This window comes from Stenotrophomonas sp. P5_A8 (assembly GCF_056400545.1).
In genome coordinates, this window is sequence record NZ_JBFULB010000052.1 from 1 (window position 1) to 17537 (window position 17537).

The 17537-nt window shown below is 67.8% G+C and carries 8 protein-coding genes and 2 tRNA genes; 4 read left to right on the top strand and 6 right to left on the bottom strand.

Annotated elements, in window-relative coordinates; translation table 11 throughout:
* Nucleotides 1-106: 106 nt before the first annotated feature.
* From AC1DQP_RS05895 to AC1DQP_RS05920, 6 genes are all read right to left on the bottom strand, one after another.
* Nucleotides 107-3406 carry an autotransporter outer membrane beta-barrel domain-containing protein gene (locus AC1DQP_RS05895; protein WP_478051250.1) on the bottom strand — a complete coding sequence of 1100 codons (3300 nt, stop codon included), beginning with the start codon at nucleotides 3404-3406 and terminating at the stop codon, nucleotides 107-109.
* Nucleotides 3407-3836: 430 nt separating this feature from the next.
* On the bottom strand, nucleotides 3837-4478 hold the full coding sequence (locus tag AC1DQP_RS05900; protein WP_256775006.1) for a response regulator: 642 nt from the start codon (nucleotides 4476-4478) through the stop codon (nucleotides 3837-3839).
* 30 nt (nucleotides 4479-4508) lie between these two features.
* A complete protein-coding gene (locus AC1DQP_RS05905) occupies nucleotides 4509-7727 on the bottom strand; it encodes a hybrid sensor histidine kinase/response regulator (RefSeq protein ID WP_478051251.1) in 3219 nt (1072 codons plus the stop codon).
* A 139-nt stretch (nucleotides 7728-7866) separates the two neighbouring features.
* Nucleotides 7867-9105, bottom strand: coding sequence for an EAL domain-containing response regulator (locus AC1DQP_RS05910; protein WP_457319208.1), 1239 nt, complete (start codon nucleotides 9103-9105; stop codon nucleotides 7867-7869).
* Nucleotides 9102-11945 carry a response regulator gene (locus AC1DQP_RS05915; protein ID WP_478051252.1) on the bottom strand — a complete coding sequence of 948 codons (2844 nt, stop codon included), beginning with the start codon at nucleotides 11943-11945 and terminating at the stop codon, nucleotides 9102-9104. Before AC1DQP_RS05915 ends, AC1DQP_RS05910 begins: the two co-directional genes overlap by 4 nt.
* A 153-nt stretch (nucleotides 11946-12098) precedes the next feature.
* Entirely contained in the window at nucleotides 12099-14846 is a 2748-nt protein-coding gene (locus AC1DQP_RS05920) for a TonB-dependent receptor plug domain-containing protein (protein ID WP_478051253.1), read from the bottom strand.
* Between the two features lie 168 nt (nucleotides 14847-15014).
* Here AC1DQP_RS05920 and AC1DQP_RS05925 point away from each other — a divergent pair, with 168 nt between their 5' ends.
* From AC1DQP_RS05925 to AC1DQP_RS05940, 4 genes are all read left to right on the top strand, one after another.
* Nucleotides 15015-16019 (top strand): cyanophycinase, encoded by a 1005-nt coding sequence (locus tag AC1DQP_RS05925; protein WP_457321345.1) that lies wholly within the window; start codon nucleotides 15015-15017, stop codon nucleotides 16017-16019.
* Between the two features lie 123 nt (nucleotides 16020-16142).
* On the top strand, nucleotides 16143-17156 hold the full coding sequence (locus AC1DQP_RS05930) for an isoaspartyl peptidase/L-asparaginase family protein (protein WP_457321343.1): 1014 nt from the start codon (nucleotides 16143-16145) through the stop codon (nucleotides 17154-17156).
* A gap of 138 nt (nucleotides 17157-17294) precedes the next feature.
* Nucleotides 17295-17380 (top strand) — tRNA-Tyr (locus AC1DQP_RS05935).
* Between the two features lie 28 nt (nucleotides 17381-17408).
* Nucleotides 17409-17482, top strand: a tRNA-Gly gene (locus AC1DQP_RS05940).
* Nucleotides 17483-17537: the final 55 nt, after the last annotated feature.

Genomic DNA, 17537 nt, shown 5'->3' on the forward strand with positions numbered 1-17537 from the left:
AGCCACATGCGTGCWGGGGTGTGTTCGGCGTTGCGTGGCGCCGGCCAGCGGCCGGCGCTACCGGTGGCGCCCGTTTCCGGCCCTACGACCGGAAGCGGGCACGCCGTCACCAGCTGTAGGAAACGCCGAGCTGCGCGCTGGTATCGCGGTAGCCCTGACTGCCGGTTTGGTGCACTAGCTGGCCCCAGCCGCGCCAGCCGCCGGCGAAGTTCACCTGCACGCCTGCCTTGGCCTCGTAGATGTCGTCGGGCAGGTCGCGGCGGATCGACACGTCGTCGACCGCGATCGCCGACGCGTTGCCACCGGACCACCAGTTGACCGCGACGAACGGATGCACATCGCCTTGTTTTGGCGTCAGTGCGCGGGTGTACAGGCGTGCGCCCAGCCGGGTACTGGTACCGCCGGCGCGACGGCTCTCCACGGCGGTGCCATTGGCTTCGACCACGTTGTCGGCGTCGTAACGGTTGTGGACGACCTGCAGCTGCGGTTCCAGGTACAGGCCGCGATCGGCAGTGCGCTGCAGCGGCAACACGTAGCCGGCTTCCACCGAACCGCTCCAGTTGCGCGAACGGTAGCGTTCCTCGGCCAGGCCTTCGCCCTGCACGCGGTTGCGGAAGCGGCTGTACTGCACCCAGCTGTCCACATACGCACCCTGTTGCATGTCCGCGTCCTGCAACCAGGTGCCATACAGGCCAAGGGTGGTGCCGGTGACCACGCCGCGCGCGGCGTAGCCGGTCACCGTTGATACGGCATCACTGCTGGCGCGGCCATGGCCACCCATCAGCCCCAGCTGCAGCTGGCCGCCCACGTTGGCGGCCAGCGCATGTCCAATGCCGACCATGACGCTGTCTACGCGGCTGTCCACGCGGACCTGCTCGCCGGCGGCGTGCCGTTCCAGGTTGCTGCTGCGTACGTTTGCCCAGGCCAGCGCGCCGGTTGCATCCTCGGCGTGGACACGGGTGCCCGGATCGCCGGCACGGTCATGCAGGCTGTGCTGGAACATGCGCAGGGCGGCGGACTGGTTGGCCAGGTAGATGGCAGGCTCCGGGCGTTCGACCTTGGGGCCCGGATCCACCGGATCCACCGGATCGATCGGGTCGACCGGGTCGACCGGCTGGCCGGGATCGGGAGTGGCCGGATCCACCGGGTCGATCGGATCTACAGGTTCCACCGGCTCCACGGGATCTATGGGATCTACGGGATCTACGGGCTCCACCGGGTCCACCGGCGCCACATATTCCGAGCGCAGGTACCAGTTGCCGTCATCCGGCGTACTCACCCCGCCCTTGTACAGGAAGTAGTCGTAGGCACCGGCCACGGCGCGCCCCTGCAGCGTGAACTGCGCGTCGGACTGGCCGGCCACGCTGATCAGGCGGATGCCTTCGCTGGTGAGCGCGCCGGCGCCGCCGGCATTGTCCACCCGCACGTTCGCGGTGCCGCTGCTGTTGCCCTGGATCACCAGCGCATCGCCGGCCGAGCCATCATCGCCAAGCTGGCGATTCATCACCCACGTGCCGCCATTGCCAACGTAGTCGCCGGTAATGGTCAAGGTCTTGAAGTCGCCCCGCGTGGGTGCGACGAACGCGATCGTTCCGCCATGCTGCAGCGTCCCCACGGTGGAATCGCCGCGCAGGTTCCAGCGGCTGCTGTCATCCAGCGACAGCGACGCCACGTGGAAGCCGCTGTCGCCGCGCAGCGCGCCGGTCAGCACGCTGGCGTTGGCCAGCGCCATCTGCACGTTGGCGGTGGCGCTGTCCACCACCACATCGCCGGTCAGGCGGCTGTTGTCGGCGCTGAAGAGAATGTCCGAGGTCGCCACCGAGCTGCCATCGGTGAACACGGTATCGCTGACCCGCAACAGCCGGCCACCGTCCACGCTGCCGGCCTGGCGGGCAACCACGTCGGTGTTGTTGAGCGTCAGCGCATGATTGCTGCCCTGCAACCACAGCGCGGGGCCGTCTTCGGTCTGCAACTGGCTGTTGTTGAAGGTCAGGCGGTCCCAGTACGGGCCGAACACGGTGATGTAGGAGCGGTACGCACCGCTGCCTGCGCCCTTGGCATGAATGCCCAGATTGTCCGCGGTGAGCTGTGCGGTGTTCATCTGCACGATGCCGAACGCTGCATCGCCCAGCACGGTGATATGGCCGCCATCGAGCTGCACGTCGGCCGTGCTGCCGCCCAGGAACACGCCGCCACCGCCGTTGCCGTAGGTGGTGATGTCCAGATCGTTGGCGCGGATGCGCGAGTATGGCGTGGGCGGGTTGCTGCCCGACGCACGCAGGCCGTAGACGCCGTCACCGTGTGTGTCGATGCTGCCGCCGGTCATTGTCGCGGTGCCGCCCCAGACGTCCACGCCATGGCCGTAGCCGTTGGTGCCATAGGTGCTGATCACCGTATCGGTCAGATCGGCCAACGAGGCGGCGCTGGACAACCACAGCCCGGACTGGCCATCGCGCACGGTGAAATGTGCGCCGTTGGCGGTGAGCTGGCCCCATTCGTTGACGTTGACGCCGTAGCCGCCGGTGGTATCGAACGTTCCGCCGGTCACCTCGGCCGATGCGTGAATCCCGTTGGCCCGATTGCCGAGCAGGCGGATGCTGCCGCCGTTGGTGGTGGCGCTACCGCCGTTGATGCGCAGCAGGCCGCCGTTGTTGATGTCGAAGTAGCCATTGACCACATCGACATCGGTCAGCGACAGCACACTGCCCACGCCGTTGGAGGACAGCCGACCGCTGTAGCCGCTGTTGCCCGAGGCAAAGGTAAGCTGCAGCGCTTCCATCGCCAGCAGCGCGCCGCCCTCGGCAGACACGGCGCTGTCGCCACCGTTGTTGATTTCGGTGCCGGTCACGTGCAGCTCGCTACCGCTGCCGGTGGCGTACAGCGCATGCCCGCCACTGCTGACGCGGCCGCCGGTCAGCCAGACCTTGCCGCCGCCGGTGGCATTGACCGTGCCGTAGCCGGAGCCGTTGCGATATGCATCGATGACCAGGTTGTTGGCGCGGATCACGCTGCCCGCGCCGCTGGCATTCAAGGCATAGCCGACGCTGGCGCTGCCGTCGCCGAGCTGGATGTGGCCGCCCTCGATCTGCACGCTGCCGCCGGACATGGCGCCGATGCCGCTGCCGTTGCCGGTAACGCCCAGGTCCAGGTCGGTGGCGTGCAGCGTAGCGTCCTGACCCGTTACGGTCACCGCGTAGCTGCTGCCGGTGTGCAGCACGCTGTCACCGCTGGCCAGGTCGAGCGACTCGCCTGCGTTGACGGTGATCGGCACGGTGTAATCCAGCGCGCTGGCCGGCAGCGCCGCCAGCAGTGCCGCACCGAGCGCGATCCGGGTCGGCAGTCCGGCGCGGACCGCGCGCGTGGTCATGGACACCGTGCCACGCTGCCGCGCAAGTTCGGACACCACCTTGCAGCGTCCATTCACGGGGTCCCGCACCAATCGGTAGATTCTGTTCATCCTGGTTTTTCTCGTCGCAAGGCAGCCGTCCGGCGTACGCCAGACGGATCTGCAGACCATGTCGATCGCCATCCGGCGACCACCGTTGCGGCGTCACCGGCACAGGCCGGCAACGCCGCATGGCGACAAGGCGCGGGGGAGGGGGGCGGATGGCAGCGCCATCGCCACGACACGCCGGGGCGTGCATCAGGGGCGTCCTTGAAGCCGTACCGGCGCGACCACTGCGCAGCCGGTAAGCACAGGCTAGGCAGTGACTGCCACCGGAGACATCAGGCGATCCCTAAAGTACGCCGATGCCGGCAGCGTGGTTGGGCCGGCAGTCAGCGAATGCGACAGGCAGGCGCGGTATCCGCCGGCCTCGGGCAGGCCGCGCGCCTGCTCAGGTGAACAGGTCCGATGCCAGGCAGAAGGTGATCAGTTCCTGGTCGGTCTTGGCGCCCAGCTTGCGCATCGCGTTGACCTTCTGGGTGCTGACGGTCTTGCTGCTGCGGTTCAGTCGTCTGGCGATGTCGCCCACGCTCTGGCCGTTGGCGAACAGCCGGATCACCTCGAACTCGCGTGGCGACAGCAGCGAGGCCGAGGAGGCATCACCGGCCCCCGGCAGGGCCTCCTCGCGCGGCAGGTCCGGCGAGCGGTACACGCGCTGGGCCAGCACCGCAGACAGCGCGACGTTGAGTTCCTTCAGATCCCCACTCTTGCGTACCACGCCGCTGGCGCCGGCCCGGTACATCTCGGCGATGATCGAGGGATTGGAGACCATGGTCAGGATCAACACCTGGACATCGGGAAAATTGCGCAGCAGGTAGGAGATCAGCTTGATGCCATCGCCGAGGGCGTCATCGCCGGGCATGTTGTAGTCGGTGATGACGATGTCCGGTGCCAGCGTCTGCATCAACTCGACCAGTGCCGCCGGACTCTGTGCCTGGCCGACCACCTCCAGGCGCGGGTCGCGGTCGATGACATCGGAGATGCCGGCCAGCACGATCGGGTGGTCATCGGCAATGACGATCTTGGTCTTCATGCGTGTTCTCGGCACCGGCAGGAGCAAAACTCAGGGGACATCGGTGGCCTCCGGTGGCGAGCGTTCCAGCCGCACCAGCGCGCGTTCCAGTTCGATCAGGAAGGCCTGCGCTGCTGCGCTGCACGCCGCCACCGTCGCGCCGGCGGCGATTCTATCTTCGATCACCTGGGCAACGTCGACCAGGCGTTGCGCCGAAACCATCACCAACGCCCCGCGGATGCGATGCAGCATCTGCCGGATCTCGTTGGCCTGGCCGCTTTCAACCGCTGCCGACAGGCCCTGCAGGTCGCTGCGCATGGTGGTCAGGAACAGGTCGCGCAGGTGATCGGAGACCACGATCGTATCGACTGGCACATCGCGGGTCGGTGAAAGGTCCACTCCGGCAGGGGCCACCGGTTTGGTCAACCCACTGAGCTGGCGGTACAGCGCCTGCAGCGAAATCGGCTTGACCAGGCAGCTGTCCATGCCGGCGCTGCGGCAGCGCTCGCGCTCTTCCGGCGCGGCGTTGGCGGTGGCACCGATGATGGGTACACGCACGCCGTCTGCGCGCAACCGGCGGGTGAGGGCATACCCATCGATGTGCGGCATGTTGACGTCGGTGAGCACCGCGTCGAAGCGACGCTGTGACCAGTAGCCCAGCGCTTCGTCGCCATCGCTGGCCACCACGGCGTGGCAGCCCAACTGTTCCAGCTGTTCGCGCAGGATCATCTGGTTGATCGGATTGTCCTCGGCGACCAGCACGTGCAGGCCAAGGCGACGGAACTGCGGCGCCGCCGTCGGCGCCTGCCGTGGCGCATCCCCACCTGCGGCCATCAGCAGCGCATCCACCATGGCATCCAGGTTGTGCATGGACACCACCCAGCGCCCGTCGATCCGCTCGGGATGGTCACCGCCGWCGGTTCTGGCCACCACGTGCGGCCCGGCCCAGCCCGGATCGGGCTCGTCCAGCAGCACATCCAGCAAGGGGGTGTGTGCGCTGAAGTTCTGTGCCGATTCGCTGTGGTAGACCTGCGCGGCGGCGCCGCGCTGGCGCAGGCGCTCGCACAGGTTGTCGGCCAGTTCCCGCGATGGCGAGCGCACGTAGACCGCCACGCGCTGGCCGAACGCTGGACGCTGCTCGGCCAGGTCGGGGCTTTCGGCCAGCGGCAGTTCAAAGCTGAAACTGCTGCCCAGCCCGCTGTCGCTGACCACGCGCAGTTCGCCCCCCATCAACTGCACCAGATGCGCGCTGATCGCCAGCCCCAGGCCGGTGCCGCGCATCGCATCGGTGCCCGGGTTGGCCTGGTAGAACGGCTCGAACAGTCGTGCCTGGTGCTCCTGCTGGATACCGATGCCGGTGTCGGCCACCTGCCAGCTCAGTCGCGGCAATTCCCCCGCCGCTTCCACCCCGCGCAGGCGCACGACGATACGGCCGGCATCGGTGAACTTGATCGCGTTGCTGATGAGGTTGTTGAGCACTTGTCGGATGCGCGCGGCATCGCCGATCACCAGCGCCGGAACAGTGCCGTCGATGCACGCATACAGCTGCAGCCGCCTGCGCGTGGCCGAACCGGCATACGAGCGCAATACCTCTTCGGTCAATCCCGCCGGACAGAACGCGACCGGCTCCAGCGCCAGCTGCCCGGCCTCTGCCTTGGACACGTCGAGGATGTCGCTGATCAACTGCATCAGGGTCGACGACGAGCGTTGGATCGTGCCCACGTACTCCTGCTGTCGGCTGTCCAGTGGGGTCAGTCCGAGCAGCTCCAGTGTGCCCAGTACGCCATACAGCGGCGTGCGGATCTCATGGCTCATCGTCGCCAGGAACAGGCTTTTGGCCCGGTTGGCCTGGTCGGCGGCCACGCGCGCCTGCTGCAGCACCAGTTCGGCGTCGTGCTGGGCGGTGAGGTCGATGAACAGGCACAGCATCACCGGCTCGCCGCGGTAGCGCGCGGGGGTGACGGTCACCAGCAGATGGCGTCCGTCGGGCGTGGTGTAGGGCCGCGTGGCAGGGCCCTGGGTATTGGCGTCGGCCGACGCATCATCGCGCCACCCACCATGCCAGCCAGGTGCGTCAGGATGCTCTCCCAGCCAGTTGCGTGCCAGGGCGTTCTCCAGGATCACCTGCCCGTCGCGCTGGCGCAGCAGACACAGACCGATGGGGGCTGCGTCAAGCACGGTGCGGCTGAACGCTTCGCTTTCCAGCAGACGCTCATGGTTCTCGCGCAGCGGGACCAGAACCGAGCGTCGATAGCTGCGCAGCACCAGCACGCCGCCCAGCGCCAGCAGCATCGCGGCAATCACGCTGCCGATCAGCGGCCCGCGGGGATGGCTGAGCAGGCGCGCCCAGCGCACCTGGTACACGGCCTGCCAGCCGTCGTTGGTTCGCATGCGGTAGATCACCCCGTCACGGGTAAAGCTGCGCTGCGCGCCGCCGCCCTCCAGGTGGGGGCCGTGCACCAGTCGACCGTTCGGGTCGATGATGGACAGCTGGTCGTAGATCGTCTCGCCCAGCAGCTGACGACGCTCGTCCAGGCGCGACAGGTCCAGCAGGCAGGCGATCGCCGGCATGGCCCGGGCGTCCGTATCGCCCCACGCGTCGATGTCCCGCGGTGCCTGTGCGATCGACAGCAGGCGGTTGTTGCCATCGCCGGGATCGCGCTCGAACCAGCGCACATCGCCGCGTTGCAGCGAGACACTGGCCGCCACCGCGTGGATGTAGCGCAGCAGCGCCTGCATCGGTGCCGAGGCCGGCCGCACCGGGTCGATATCGTCCACCGTGAGCGGCACCAGCAATCCGGCCGTCCCTTCGCCGCTGACCAGCAGGCAGCGCGGTGAGGGATACAGCGATTCGGCCCAGAACGCGCCGTAGAAGCCGGAGAATCGCACGCCCAGCGCCGATGCCGTGTGTGGCGGTGGCGCCTGGTCATGCAGTACCGAGAACGGGATGTAGGCCCGCGCCGGGTTGGCCAGCTCCACGTTGCCCGACAGTGGCTGGCTGCGGACCGTTCCTGGTGGACCGCCGGGCAACGCTGCGCGCTCGTGATCATGGGCGCGCCAGCGCCGCATGAAGCGCTCCTGTTCCTGCAGTGCGCCATCCAGGCGGCGGAAGTGGAAATCGATCTTGTCCTGTTCTTCCCGCAGCAGCTGAAGGGTGGTGGACAGCACCAACCCGGCCTGGATCGTGGCCAGGACGATCACGCCGATCAACAGCGCATGCACGCGCAGCGAACGGCGGGCGAGCTGGCGGATGGGTGCGGCCTCGGGCATGGGATCCCCTTGTGATGGTGGCAACGACGCGCTGGGTGCCGCGCGATGCCGCGTGCCTGCGATCGTCAACCGTTGTGAACCGATGCACAAGGGTGCGGGGCCGCGCTGGATGGCATGGTGAATGCTGGCCGGTGAGAGCTCAGCGCGTGGCGAGGGTGTCCGGGTGGCCCAGTTCGGTGTGCCGGTGTGCGGCCTTTTCCTGGTCCAGCAACGCACCGAAGGTTTCGGCGGGAATCGCGCGCGAAATCAGGAAACCCTGGACCTGGTTGCAGCCCAGCCTGCGCAGGGTGGCCAGCTCGGCATCGGTTTCCACACCCTCGGCGACGATGTTCAGCCCCAGCTTGCTGCCCAGTGCGATGACCGTGGCCAGCGCGCTGTGCAGCGCCGGATCGCGTGCGCAGCCGCGGACCAGTGCCCGGTCGATCTTGACCTCGGTGAAGGGCGTGCTGACCAGATTGTGCACCGAACTGAGGCCTTGGCCGAAATCATCCTGGGCCAGTCCGAAGCCCTTCATGCGCAACCGGCAGGCCCCGGCGTAGTAATCGCTGACATGGTGGGTGGTGCTGCTCTCCATCAGTTCGAAGCACAGATCCGCGGGAATGCCGCCGTGCTTGAGGGTCAGCTCCAGCAGTTCGTCGGGCAGGCTGCTGCGCTCGAGCAGGTGGGGTGGCAGGTTGATCGACACCGGGATGCGGAAGCCCTGTTCGCGCCAGCGCGCCTGGGCCTGCACGCTGGCCTTGAGGATGTGGCGCAGCAGCGCCGGTTCCAGCCCATGCTGTTCGATCAGCGGCAGGAAGCGACCGGCCTGCAGCGTGCCGTGCTCGGGATGGCGCCAGCGCACCAGTGCTTCGGCGGCCACCACCAATCCTGAATCCAGCGACTTCTTCGGCTGGAACCACGCGGTGATCTGGCTGTCGCCGATCGCCTCGCACAGGCGCTCTCGGCTGGCCAGGATCGGAGCCTCCTCCGGTGCGGTCGGCGGGGGGGCCTCGGCGCTGGCGTGGTCAAGTTGCGCCAGCAGTTCGCCGACATCGGCCGGGGACACCGGCTTGGGCAGGATGCCGAGCACGGTGATCCCCAGCGATTCGGCCATCAACCGTGCCGATGCCATCATCCGTTGCGAGGCCGAGCTGACCAGCGCCAGCATCGGTCGGTGCTGCTGCGCGGCCAGCGCCTGGATGAACTGGATGCCATCCACGCCCGGCATCATCAGGTCGGTCACGACCAGGTCGTAGCGGCGCCAGTTGCACATCTCCACCGCATGCGCCGCATCGCCGCAGGTGTCGGTGGCGATGCCGGGCGCGGCATTGAACATGTTGGCCAGGAAGCCGCGCTGGAACGGCTGGTCTTCGAGGATCAGTACACGGTGGTTGCTCACGTCGGGGCTCCTGCGGTCAGTCCGCCCAGGGCATGGCGGAGGGTGCCGATGTCGATCGGTTTCACCAGGTAGTCGGTCATGCCACCGGCCAGGCAGCGCTCGCGTTCTTCGGGGGTGGCATTGGCGGTGGCGCCGATCACCGGCATCGCGTGGCCCTGCTGGCGCAGCCGCCGGGCCAGCGCGTGGCCGCCAAGGCCGGGCATGTTGATGTCGGTCAGCACCACGTCGAACACCTCGGCGGTGCAGCAGGCCAGCGCCTCGTGCCCGTCGCAGGCGGTGACCACGCTGCAGCCCAGGGTTTCCAGCTGCTCCTTGAGGATCAGGCGATTGATCGGATTGTCTTCGGCGATCAGCACGTGCAGGCCGAGCGCGGCACGCACGACCGGCGTCGTCGAAACCGCCGGTGCCCGGTTGCCATGCTGCAGGCGGAACACCGCATCGGCGATCGCGCGGATGCTGAGGGTAGTGACCGTCAGCTGATCCGGTCGCGCCGGATCGTCGCAGGACGGGTCGCCGGCGTCGGCGGTTGCGATCACCCGCGGACCGGTCCACGCGATCGGCACCGCATCGCGCGGATCGCTGTCGACCAGGATCGCGCCCGGCTCCGTCGGCACAGGCATGTCCGTGCTGTAACGGCGCGCGCTGGCACCCCAGCGCTGCAGCCATTGGCAGGCGCTGTCGGCAAGTTCGGCCAGGGCCGCGCGCACGTACACGGGTGGGTCGCACAGCAGGCGCGGGCCATCGGCGCCGGCGTCGCCCAATGCATCGGCATCCACGCCCAGCGGCAGGATCACGGTGAAGCTGCTGCCCAGGCCGGGCTCGCTGACCAGGCGCATGTCGCCGTTCATCAGCCGCACGAGGTGGTCGCTGATCGACAGCCCCAGGCCGGTGCCGTCCGAACGGCCTGGGCCGTCCGCCTGGCGGAACGGCTCGAACAGCCGCGCATGTTCGGCCGCGGCGATCCCGATCCCGGTGTCGGTGACCTGCCAGCTGACGGTGGCGGTGCCGCCCTCGCAGGCGATCAGTTTGACGCGCAGCACGACGCGGCCACTGTCGGTGAACTTGATCGCATTGCTGAGCAGGTTGCCCAGCACCTGGCGGATGCGGTCGGCGTCGCCGGTGAGCTGCGCAGGCAGGCGCGGATCGGTACAGACCACCATCTGCAGCTGCTTGCGGGCCGCAGCGGCCGCGTAGGCGCGCAGCGTGGTCTCGGCCAGGTCCAGCGGCGAGAACGCCGTGGTGGCCAAGGTGAGCTGGCCCGATTCGATCTTGGAGACATCCAGGATGTCGCTGATCAACTGCAGCAGCACCGACGAGGAGTGCCGGATGGTCTTCAGGTACTCGGCCTGGCGCGGATCCAGCGTCGTGTTGCCCAGCAGTTCGAGGGTGCCCAGCACGCCGTACAGCGGCGTGCGGATCTCATGGCTCATGGTAGCCACGAACGCGCTCTTGGCCTGGCTGGCCTCGTCGGCCACCTGCTTGGCCGCCGACAACGCCGCCTGGATCTGGCGGTGCCGGCTGATGTCGTTGAACACGCACAGCAGCACGTCGTCACCGTGGTAGCGCGTGGCCGCGTACAGCACCTGCAGCTGGCGTCCATCGGCGGTGGTGACGTCGACCGGGCGGCGGCTGCGCGCGGTGCATTGGGCAAGGTCGCCCGTGCGTCGCCACGCCCCGGTCCAGTCGCCGGTGCCGGTATCACTGCCCAACCAGTCCCGCGCGAGCTGGTTTTCCAGCATCACCCGGGCGTCGTGGCAGCGCAGCACGCACATGCCCACCGGCGCCATCTCGATCACCGTGCTGCCGAAATCGAAGCTCTCCAGCAATCGCAGGTGCTGGCGGTGTGCCGGCTGGATGAGCTGGCGGTCGATGCGTCGGATCAGCAACCGCAACGCCGCGATGGCGGCGAGGCATACCAGCAGCGACACCGCGATGTGTACGGCCATATCGCGCAGCAGCAGCGCCGCTGGAAGGTGGTAGACGAGCCGCCAGCCGTCCTGGCCGATGCTCTTCACCAGAGCCAGCCCCTTGGGTATCCCGTGCGCCCAGACGAAGGCGAAGGCATCTGCGTGCTGGCCGCGCAGCCATGTCGTGGGCGGCTCGGCCGAAGGGCTGGAGAGCACGGGCTGACCGCGCTGGTCGAGCAGCAGGAACTCACCGATGTCTTTGCCGGAGACCGTGTCCGCCACCGCGGCTGGATCAAGCGCCAGCACCAGCCAATGCGCCGGATCGGCGCCCTCTTCGGCTGCGCGGTACAGGTAGATCGAGGCCCCGGGGTGGTTCGCCGGCAGCCAGTACACGCCCGTGCCGGGCGCGGCGCGGCCGGCATGCGCACGCAGTACCGACGCGGTCAGCTCGGCCGGCGGGGGTGTTGCCGGCGTGTGCCGACCCTGCAGCCACTGGCGTGGCGCCTGCGGATCGCTGCTCACGTGCACCAGGCGCGCGCCGAAGTCGGCCAGGGTCTGCTCGGCGCGCGCGGACAGCAGCAGGCTGAGCTGCCGGCCGTCGCGGCCCGGCCCCAGCGGCAGTCGCTGTACCTCGCTGTCCTGGCCGTCGTCCGGCCGGGCCGGGGCGGCGGCGGGCAGCGGCGATTCCACCACCGAGTCCACCAGGTAGTTCAACAGGGCTTCGCGATGGTCGAAGTACAGCTGCGCCCGGTAGGCGGCAGCGTTCATGTCGCGGCGATGTACCGACACGTCCTCGCTGAGCTGCGCCAGCAGGTAGAACCCGGCCGTGCCCAGCAGGCAGAACAGCACGCACAGCGACAACCAGCGCAGCAGCACGTTGGCCGCTACGACCGGGGCGTCGAGGGTGGAACGTCGGGGCAGGAGACGATGCATGCGCGCATGCTAGGAAGCGTGGCCGCCCGCGCACATCAGCCGATCCCTAAAACCGGGCGTGCCGCGACCGCGTCACGGGCGCCGTTCAGCTGGATGAAAACGAACGGGCCCGCACAGTGGCGGGCCCGTYCAGTGCTCCGTGCAGGGCGCCGCTTACAGCGCGGTGCCGCCGAACTTGTGCGTGTACTGCAGGTTCACCGTACGGCCGACGGTGTCGAACCAGGACACGTCGTAGTACGGGTAGGGCGTGTAGGTCACGTCCTTGGGCGGCATCTTGTTGGCCACGTTGACCACCGTCAGCGACAGGCGCGAATGGTCGTCGAAGCGGTACTGCAGCGACACGTTGTAGCGGTAGGTGGCGCCGATCCACGGGCTGTCGCCGCTGTCCGGGTCGACGCTCTGGTCGTAGCTGTCGTAGGTCGGCAGCCGACCCAGGCGCGAGCCGTAGACCGTGGCCGACCAGGCGTCCTTCTCCCAGGTGATGCTGGCGCTGGTCTTGGTGCGCGGGATGTCGAAACCGCTGTTGACCGCGAACTGGTCTTCGACCACATCACCCTCGAACTGCTGGAAGTCGTGCGTCTTCACCCAGGTGTGGTTGCCGCTCAGGATGAAGTCGCCCAGCCCGGTGCTCAACCGGTAACGCAGGCCCACATCGATGCCACGCGTGGTTTCGCGCGCGATGTTGATCGGGTTGACGTGCACGCCGTAGAGGCGGCCGTCGCTGGTGCGGGTGACCCGGCCGATCGCATCCACGCAGGTCGGCGAATCGGCCTCGGCGTTGCCCAACCGGCATGCCGCTTCATCGCGCAGGATGGTGCCCACGTCCATGTCCTGCACCTGGTTGCGCATGTCGATGTCGAACCAGTCCACCGACAGGTCCAGGCCGATCGCCGGCGACCAGACCAGGCCGGCGCTCCAGGAGGTGCTGGTCTCCGGGTCGAGATTGCGGTTGCCCTCGCGGGTGCGGATCAGGTTTTCCTCGTAGTCCGAGCAGTCCTCGGCCTGGTCCAGCTGGCAGTTGTAGTAGTCGTTGTTGCTGGTCTCGTCATTGCCCGGGCCGGCGTATACGTAGTGCAGGTCCGGCGCGCGGAACGCGGTGCCGTAGGAGCCGCGCACCAGCAGGGTATCGATCGGGCGCCATTCGATGCCGCCACTCCAGGTCGCCTTGCCGATGCTGTTGCCCGAATAGCGGTACTGGTCGTAGCGACCGGCCACGCTCACGTTGAGGGTGTCGTGCAACGGCAGGCGCAGTTCGGCGGCCGTGGCCCAGCGATTGCGGCTGCCGTGTCCGTCCGAATCCTTCCAGCTGTAGTAGTAGTACCCGGTCGCCAGCGGATCGGGGTTGAGCGCGTAGGACTGGTTGCCGAACTCGGCGGTGGCGGCGAAACCGGCCTTGCCGCCCGGGAGTTCAAACAGCGCGCCGTTGGTCAGGGTCAGCGCGGCGGTGTCGGTGCGCGACTTCGGCGTATAGGTCGTCTTGGCGGCGATCGAATCGTATTCGCTGCGACTCAGCGGCCGGTACAGGCGCGCCGGGTCGGCGTTGAATACCGGGAACACGTTGTCATCCTCGTCGGTGTACTCGCCCAGCTGCTCGCCCAGGAACAGCGTGTTGGCCTTGGCGGCGATGATCTGCGGCCAGCGGATCGAAGACTGGTACTGCGAGTGGCTCAGCGAGGCCTCGTAATCCCAGTTCGCGTCCAGGCTGCCCTTGAAGCCGGTGGTGACACTGAAGGTCTTCTGGGTGCTGCGGATCATGCCGTTGCGCAGCCCGCCCATTTCCTCCGGCGAGAACTGACGCTGCCAGAACTCGACCTGGTCGGTGGCCTGGTTGTAGAAGTAGCCGTCCTCGTTGCCGTCGGCAGCCATCCGGCCCCACTGGGTCACATCGCGCATCAGTGCGATGTCGTGGTAGCCCATCTGCACGTCGGCAAACCAACTGGCCCCGTTGTCGAAGGCGTAGTTGAGCGAGGCATAGCCGTTGACGCCACGGCGCTTGCTCAGGATGGTGCCGTAGCCGATGGACGTGTCGCTGCCGCAGTAGAAGCCGTAGCGCGCGCGCTCGGCGTACCGGGTGCTGCCACGGTTCTGCCCGGCCAGCGCATCGCAGGTGGCCTGGCCCGGGTCCAGGTAATCATCGTTGTAGTCGGTGCGCAGGTAGGCACGGCGCGCGGCACGCGCACTCTCGGTCGGCGCATCCTGGGTGGCGTCCTGCTGGCTGCGCTGATAGGCCCACAGCGGCGTCTGCGACTGCAGCTCAAGGCTGTACACCGCGCTGAAGCGACCGGCATCGAAACCGCTGGCCAGGCTGATGTCGAACGACTCGCCACCGCCTTCGGTGGTGGTGCCCATGCGCATGTCCACGGTCGTGCCATCCACGCGCTTCTTCAGGATGAAGTTGACCACCCCGGCGATGGCGTCCGAACCGTAGATCGCCGAGGCGCTGCCGGTCAGCACTTCGATCCGCTCGATCATCCCGATCGGGATGTTGGAGACGTCGGTGAAGTTGCTGCGGCCCTGGAACGGCATCGGGAAGTCGGCGATGCGGCGGCCGTTGACCAGCACCAGGGTATGGTTCGGGCCCAGCCCGCGCAGGTCGACCTGCTGCGCGCCGGGCGAGAAGTCGGCGCCGCTGGAGGACTGCTGGCTCTGGGTCTCACCCCCGTTCTGGGTCATCGAGCGCAGCACATCGGGCACGCTGGTGAAGCCGCTGGCCTGGATCTGCTCGGCGGTGATCACCGTCACCGGTGCCGGGCCCTCCACCTGCGCACGCGGAATGCGCGACCCGGTGACCTGCACCGTGTCCAGTTGCTGCACCCCGGGGGCGGAAGTCTGGGCACCCGCGGTCGCGGCCACACCCATCAACGCCAGCTGGATCGACCACGCCATCGCCTGTTTACGCATGAGAATTCTCGAGAAGAAAGTGTCGGCCTCGAGGGAGGCCTGTCCCCCATTCACATTTCGCGAATGGACGGCGCGCATTTAACGCCTTTTTTACGGGGTTGACCACTGCCATGTTCTCTGGCACACAGTGGAAGCGTTTACACCCTCGATGTGTTCAGGGAGATCAGCGTGCACAAGGCTCTCCGCCCCCTCGCGCCCCTGCTCTGGCTGCTGTCGGTCGGCCTGGCTGCGCCGGTCCATGCCCAATCGCTGCAGGACCCCGGTTATCGCTACTACGAGGTCGGGGACCTGGACGCGTCGCCGGCCGCGCATACCGAACCGGCGATGATGCTGATGGGAGGCGGGGAGTGGGTGCCCGAGGCGTTCCAGTGGTGGCTGCAGCGGGCCGGGCACGGCCGCGTCGTGATCCTGCGCGCCTCCGGCGCCGATGACCTGCAGGAGCGCCTGTACCGCGGCATCGGAGGGGCCGCCTCGGTGCAGACCCTGGTGTTCGACAGCCGCCGCGCCGCCGATGACCCGGCCGTGCTGCGGGTGGTGGCCGCGGCGGATGCGATCTTCATCGCCGGCGGCGACCAGTCCCGCTACATCCGCTTCTGGAAAGGCACCGCACTCAATGCCGCGCTCAACGCGCATGTCCGTGCCGGGCGCCCCATCGCCGGCACCAGTGCCGGGTTGGCCATCCTTGGCGGGTACAGCTACGGCGCCCTGGACGGCGGCAGCGTCACCTCCGAACGCGCGCTGCGCGACCCGATGGGCAGTGCGGTCACCCTGGACAACGACTTCCTGACCTTGCCGTACCTGTCCAACGTGGTCACCGACACCCATTTCGGCAAGCGTGACCGGCTCGGCCGGTTGATTGTCTTCGTTGCCCGGGCGGCTCTGCAGGCCGGGCGTGATGACATGGTGGGCATCGGCGTGGACGAGGACACCGCGCTGTGCGTGGAGGCCGATGGGCGAGGGCGCGTGCTCAGCAATGACGACGGCTACGCCTGGCTGGTGATGCCCCGGCATACCGCCGAGCGCCTGCGCGATGGTGAACCGCTGGATTTCCACGCGATCCCGGTCACCGGCGTGGGCAGCGGCAGCCTGCTGCATCTGGATGGATTCGGCGTGGACGATGCGGCCTTCCGCATGACCGCCGACATCCGCGACGGCCACCTGCAGCTGCGGTAGCGCGCACCCGTTGGCCGCAGCGATACCCGGATCACGCGCAAGGTCCAGCTGGGCAGGGCACAGGCCTACCCGCGCCGCGCATCTGCGGCCATGATGGACCTTCCCAACCTGCCGGTGCCGCCGATGTCCCGTCCAACCGCGTTGCTGTTGTCGCTGTGCCTGTCGATGCCGCTGGCGGCTACCGCCGCCAGCCCGGTGCTGGTCCTTCATGGCGGTGCCGGCGTGGAGCGCAAGGATCTGTCGCCGGCCGAGGAAAAAGCCGCGCGCGCCGCCCTCCAGCAGGCACTGTTGAAAGGCCATGCCGTGCTGGCTGCGGGCAAGCCGGCACTGGACGCGGTCACCGCAGCCATCACCGTGCTCGAGGACGATCCCACCTTCAATGCGGGCAAGGGCGCGGTGTTCACCCACGATGGCCGCAACGAAYTGGATGCGTCGCTGATGGATGGCGCCACGCTCAAGGCCGGTGCGGTGGCTGGGGTGCAGCGGGTGCGCAACCCGATCCTGCTGGCCGAGGCGGTAATGCAGCATTCCCCGCACGTGATGATGGTCGGGCAGGGCGCCGAAGCGTTCGCCGCCACCCAGGGCATCACGCTGGTCGATCCGTCCTACTTCCGCACCGGGAAGCGCTGGCAGCAACTGCAGAAAGCGCTCAAGGAACAGGCCAGCGGCCAGGCCCATGCCGATCTGGAGACCGCGCGCCACTTCGGCACCGTCGGTGCGATCGCGCTCGATGCGCAGGGACACCTGGCCGCCGGCACCTCCACCGGCGGYATGACCAACAAGCGCTTTGGCCGCGTCGGCGACTCGCCGATCATCGGCGCCGGCACCTATGCCAACGACATGTGCGCGGTGTCGGGCACCGGCTGGGGCGAGTACTACATCCGCACCGCCGCCGCCTACGACATCTGCGCACGCATGCAGTACCTCAAGCAGAGCCCGGCCGAGGCCGGACGCGCGGTGATCAACGCGCGCATCCCCGCGCTGGGCGGCGACGGTGGGGCGATCGTGTTGTCCGCCGACGGTCGCGTGGCCACGCCGTTCAACACCCAGGGCATGTACCGCGGCTGGATCGGGGCCGACGGCGTGCCGCACGTGGCCATCTTTGCCGACGAAGCGCTGCCGCTTCCCGCGCAATAGCCCGTCGTTGCGGCGGAATTTGCGATTGCTGTGAAAAAGTTGAAAAAGAGTGTTGACAGAACCAGTCTTCACCCCCAAAATTCACGGCTCTTCCACCCCACACCGAAAACGCTTCGGCGCCACGGGACAGGGTGGTAAGGAGGGATACCCAAGCGGCCAACGGGGGCAGACTGTAAATCTGCTGGCTTACGCCTTCGGTGGTTCGAATCCACCTCCCTCCACCAGTTTCATGTTGTGGCAAGAGCTTCCGATGCGGGAGTAGTTCAATGGTAGAACCTCAGCCTTCCAAGCTGATGGTGCGGGTTCGATCCCCGTCTCCCGCTCCATTGAATGAATTTGAATATATTCAAATTCGTGCCATAATACAAAACTCGCTCACGT

Excerpts from the sequence above, each read along its gene's own strand:
- AC1DQP_RS05900 (WP_256775006.1), bottom strand. The coding sequence starts at position 4,478 with ATGAAGACCAAGATCGTCATTGCCGATGACCACCCGATCGTGCTGGCC.
- AC1DQP_RS05915 (WP_478051252.1), bottom strand. The coding sequence starts at position 11,945 with ATGCATCGTCTCCTGCCCCGACGTTCCACCCTCGACGCCCCGGTCGTA.
- AC1DQP_RS05920 (WP_478051253.1), bottom strand. The coding sequence starts at position 14,846 with ATGCGTAAACAGGCGATGGCGTGGTCGATCCAGCTGGCGTTGATGGGT.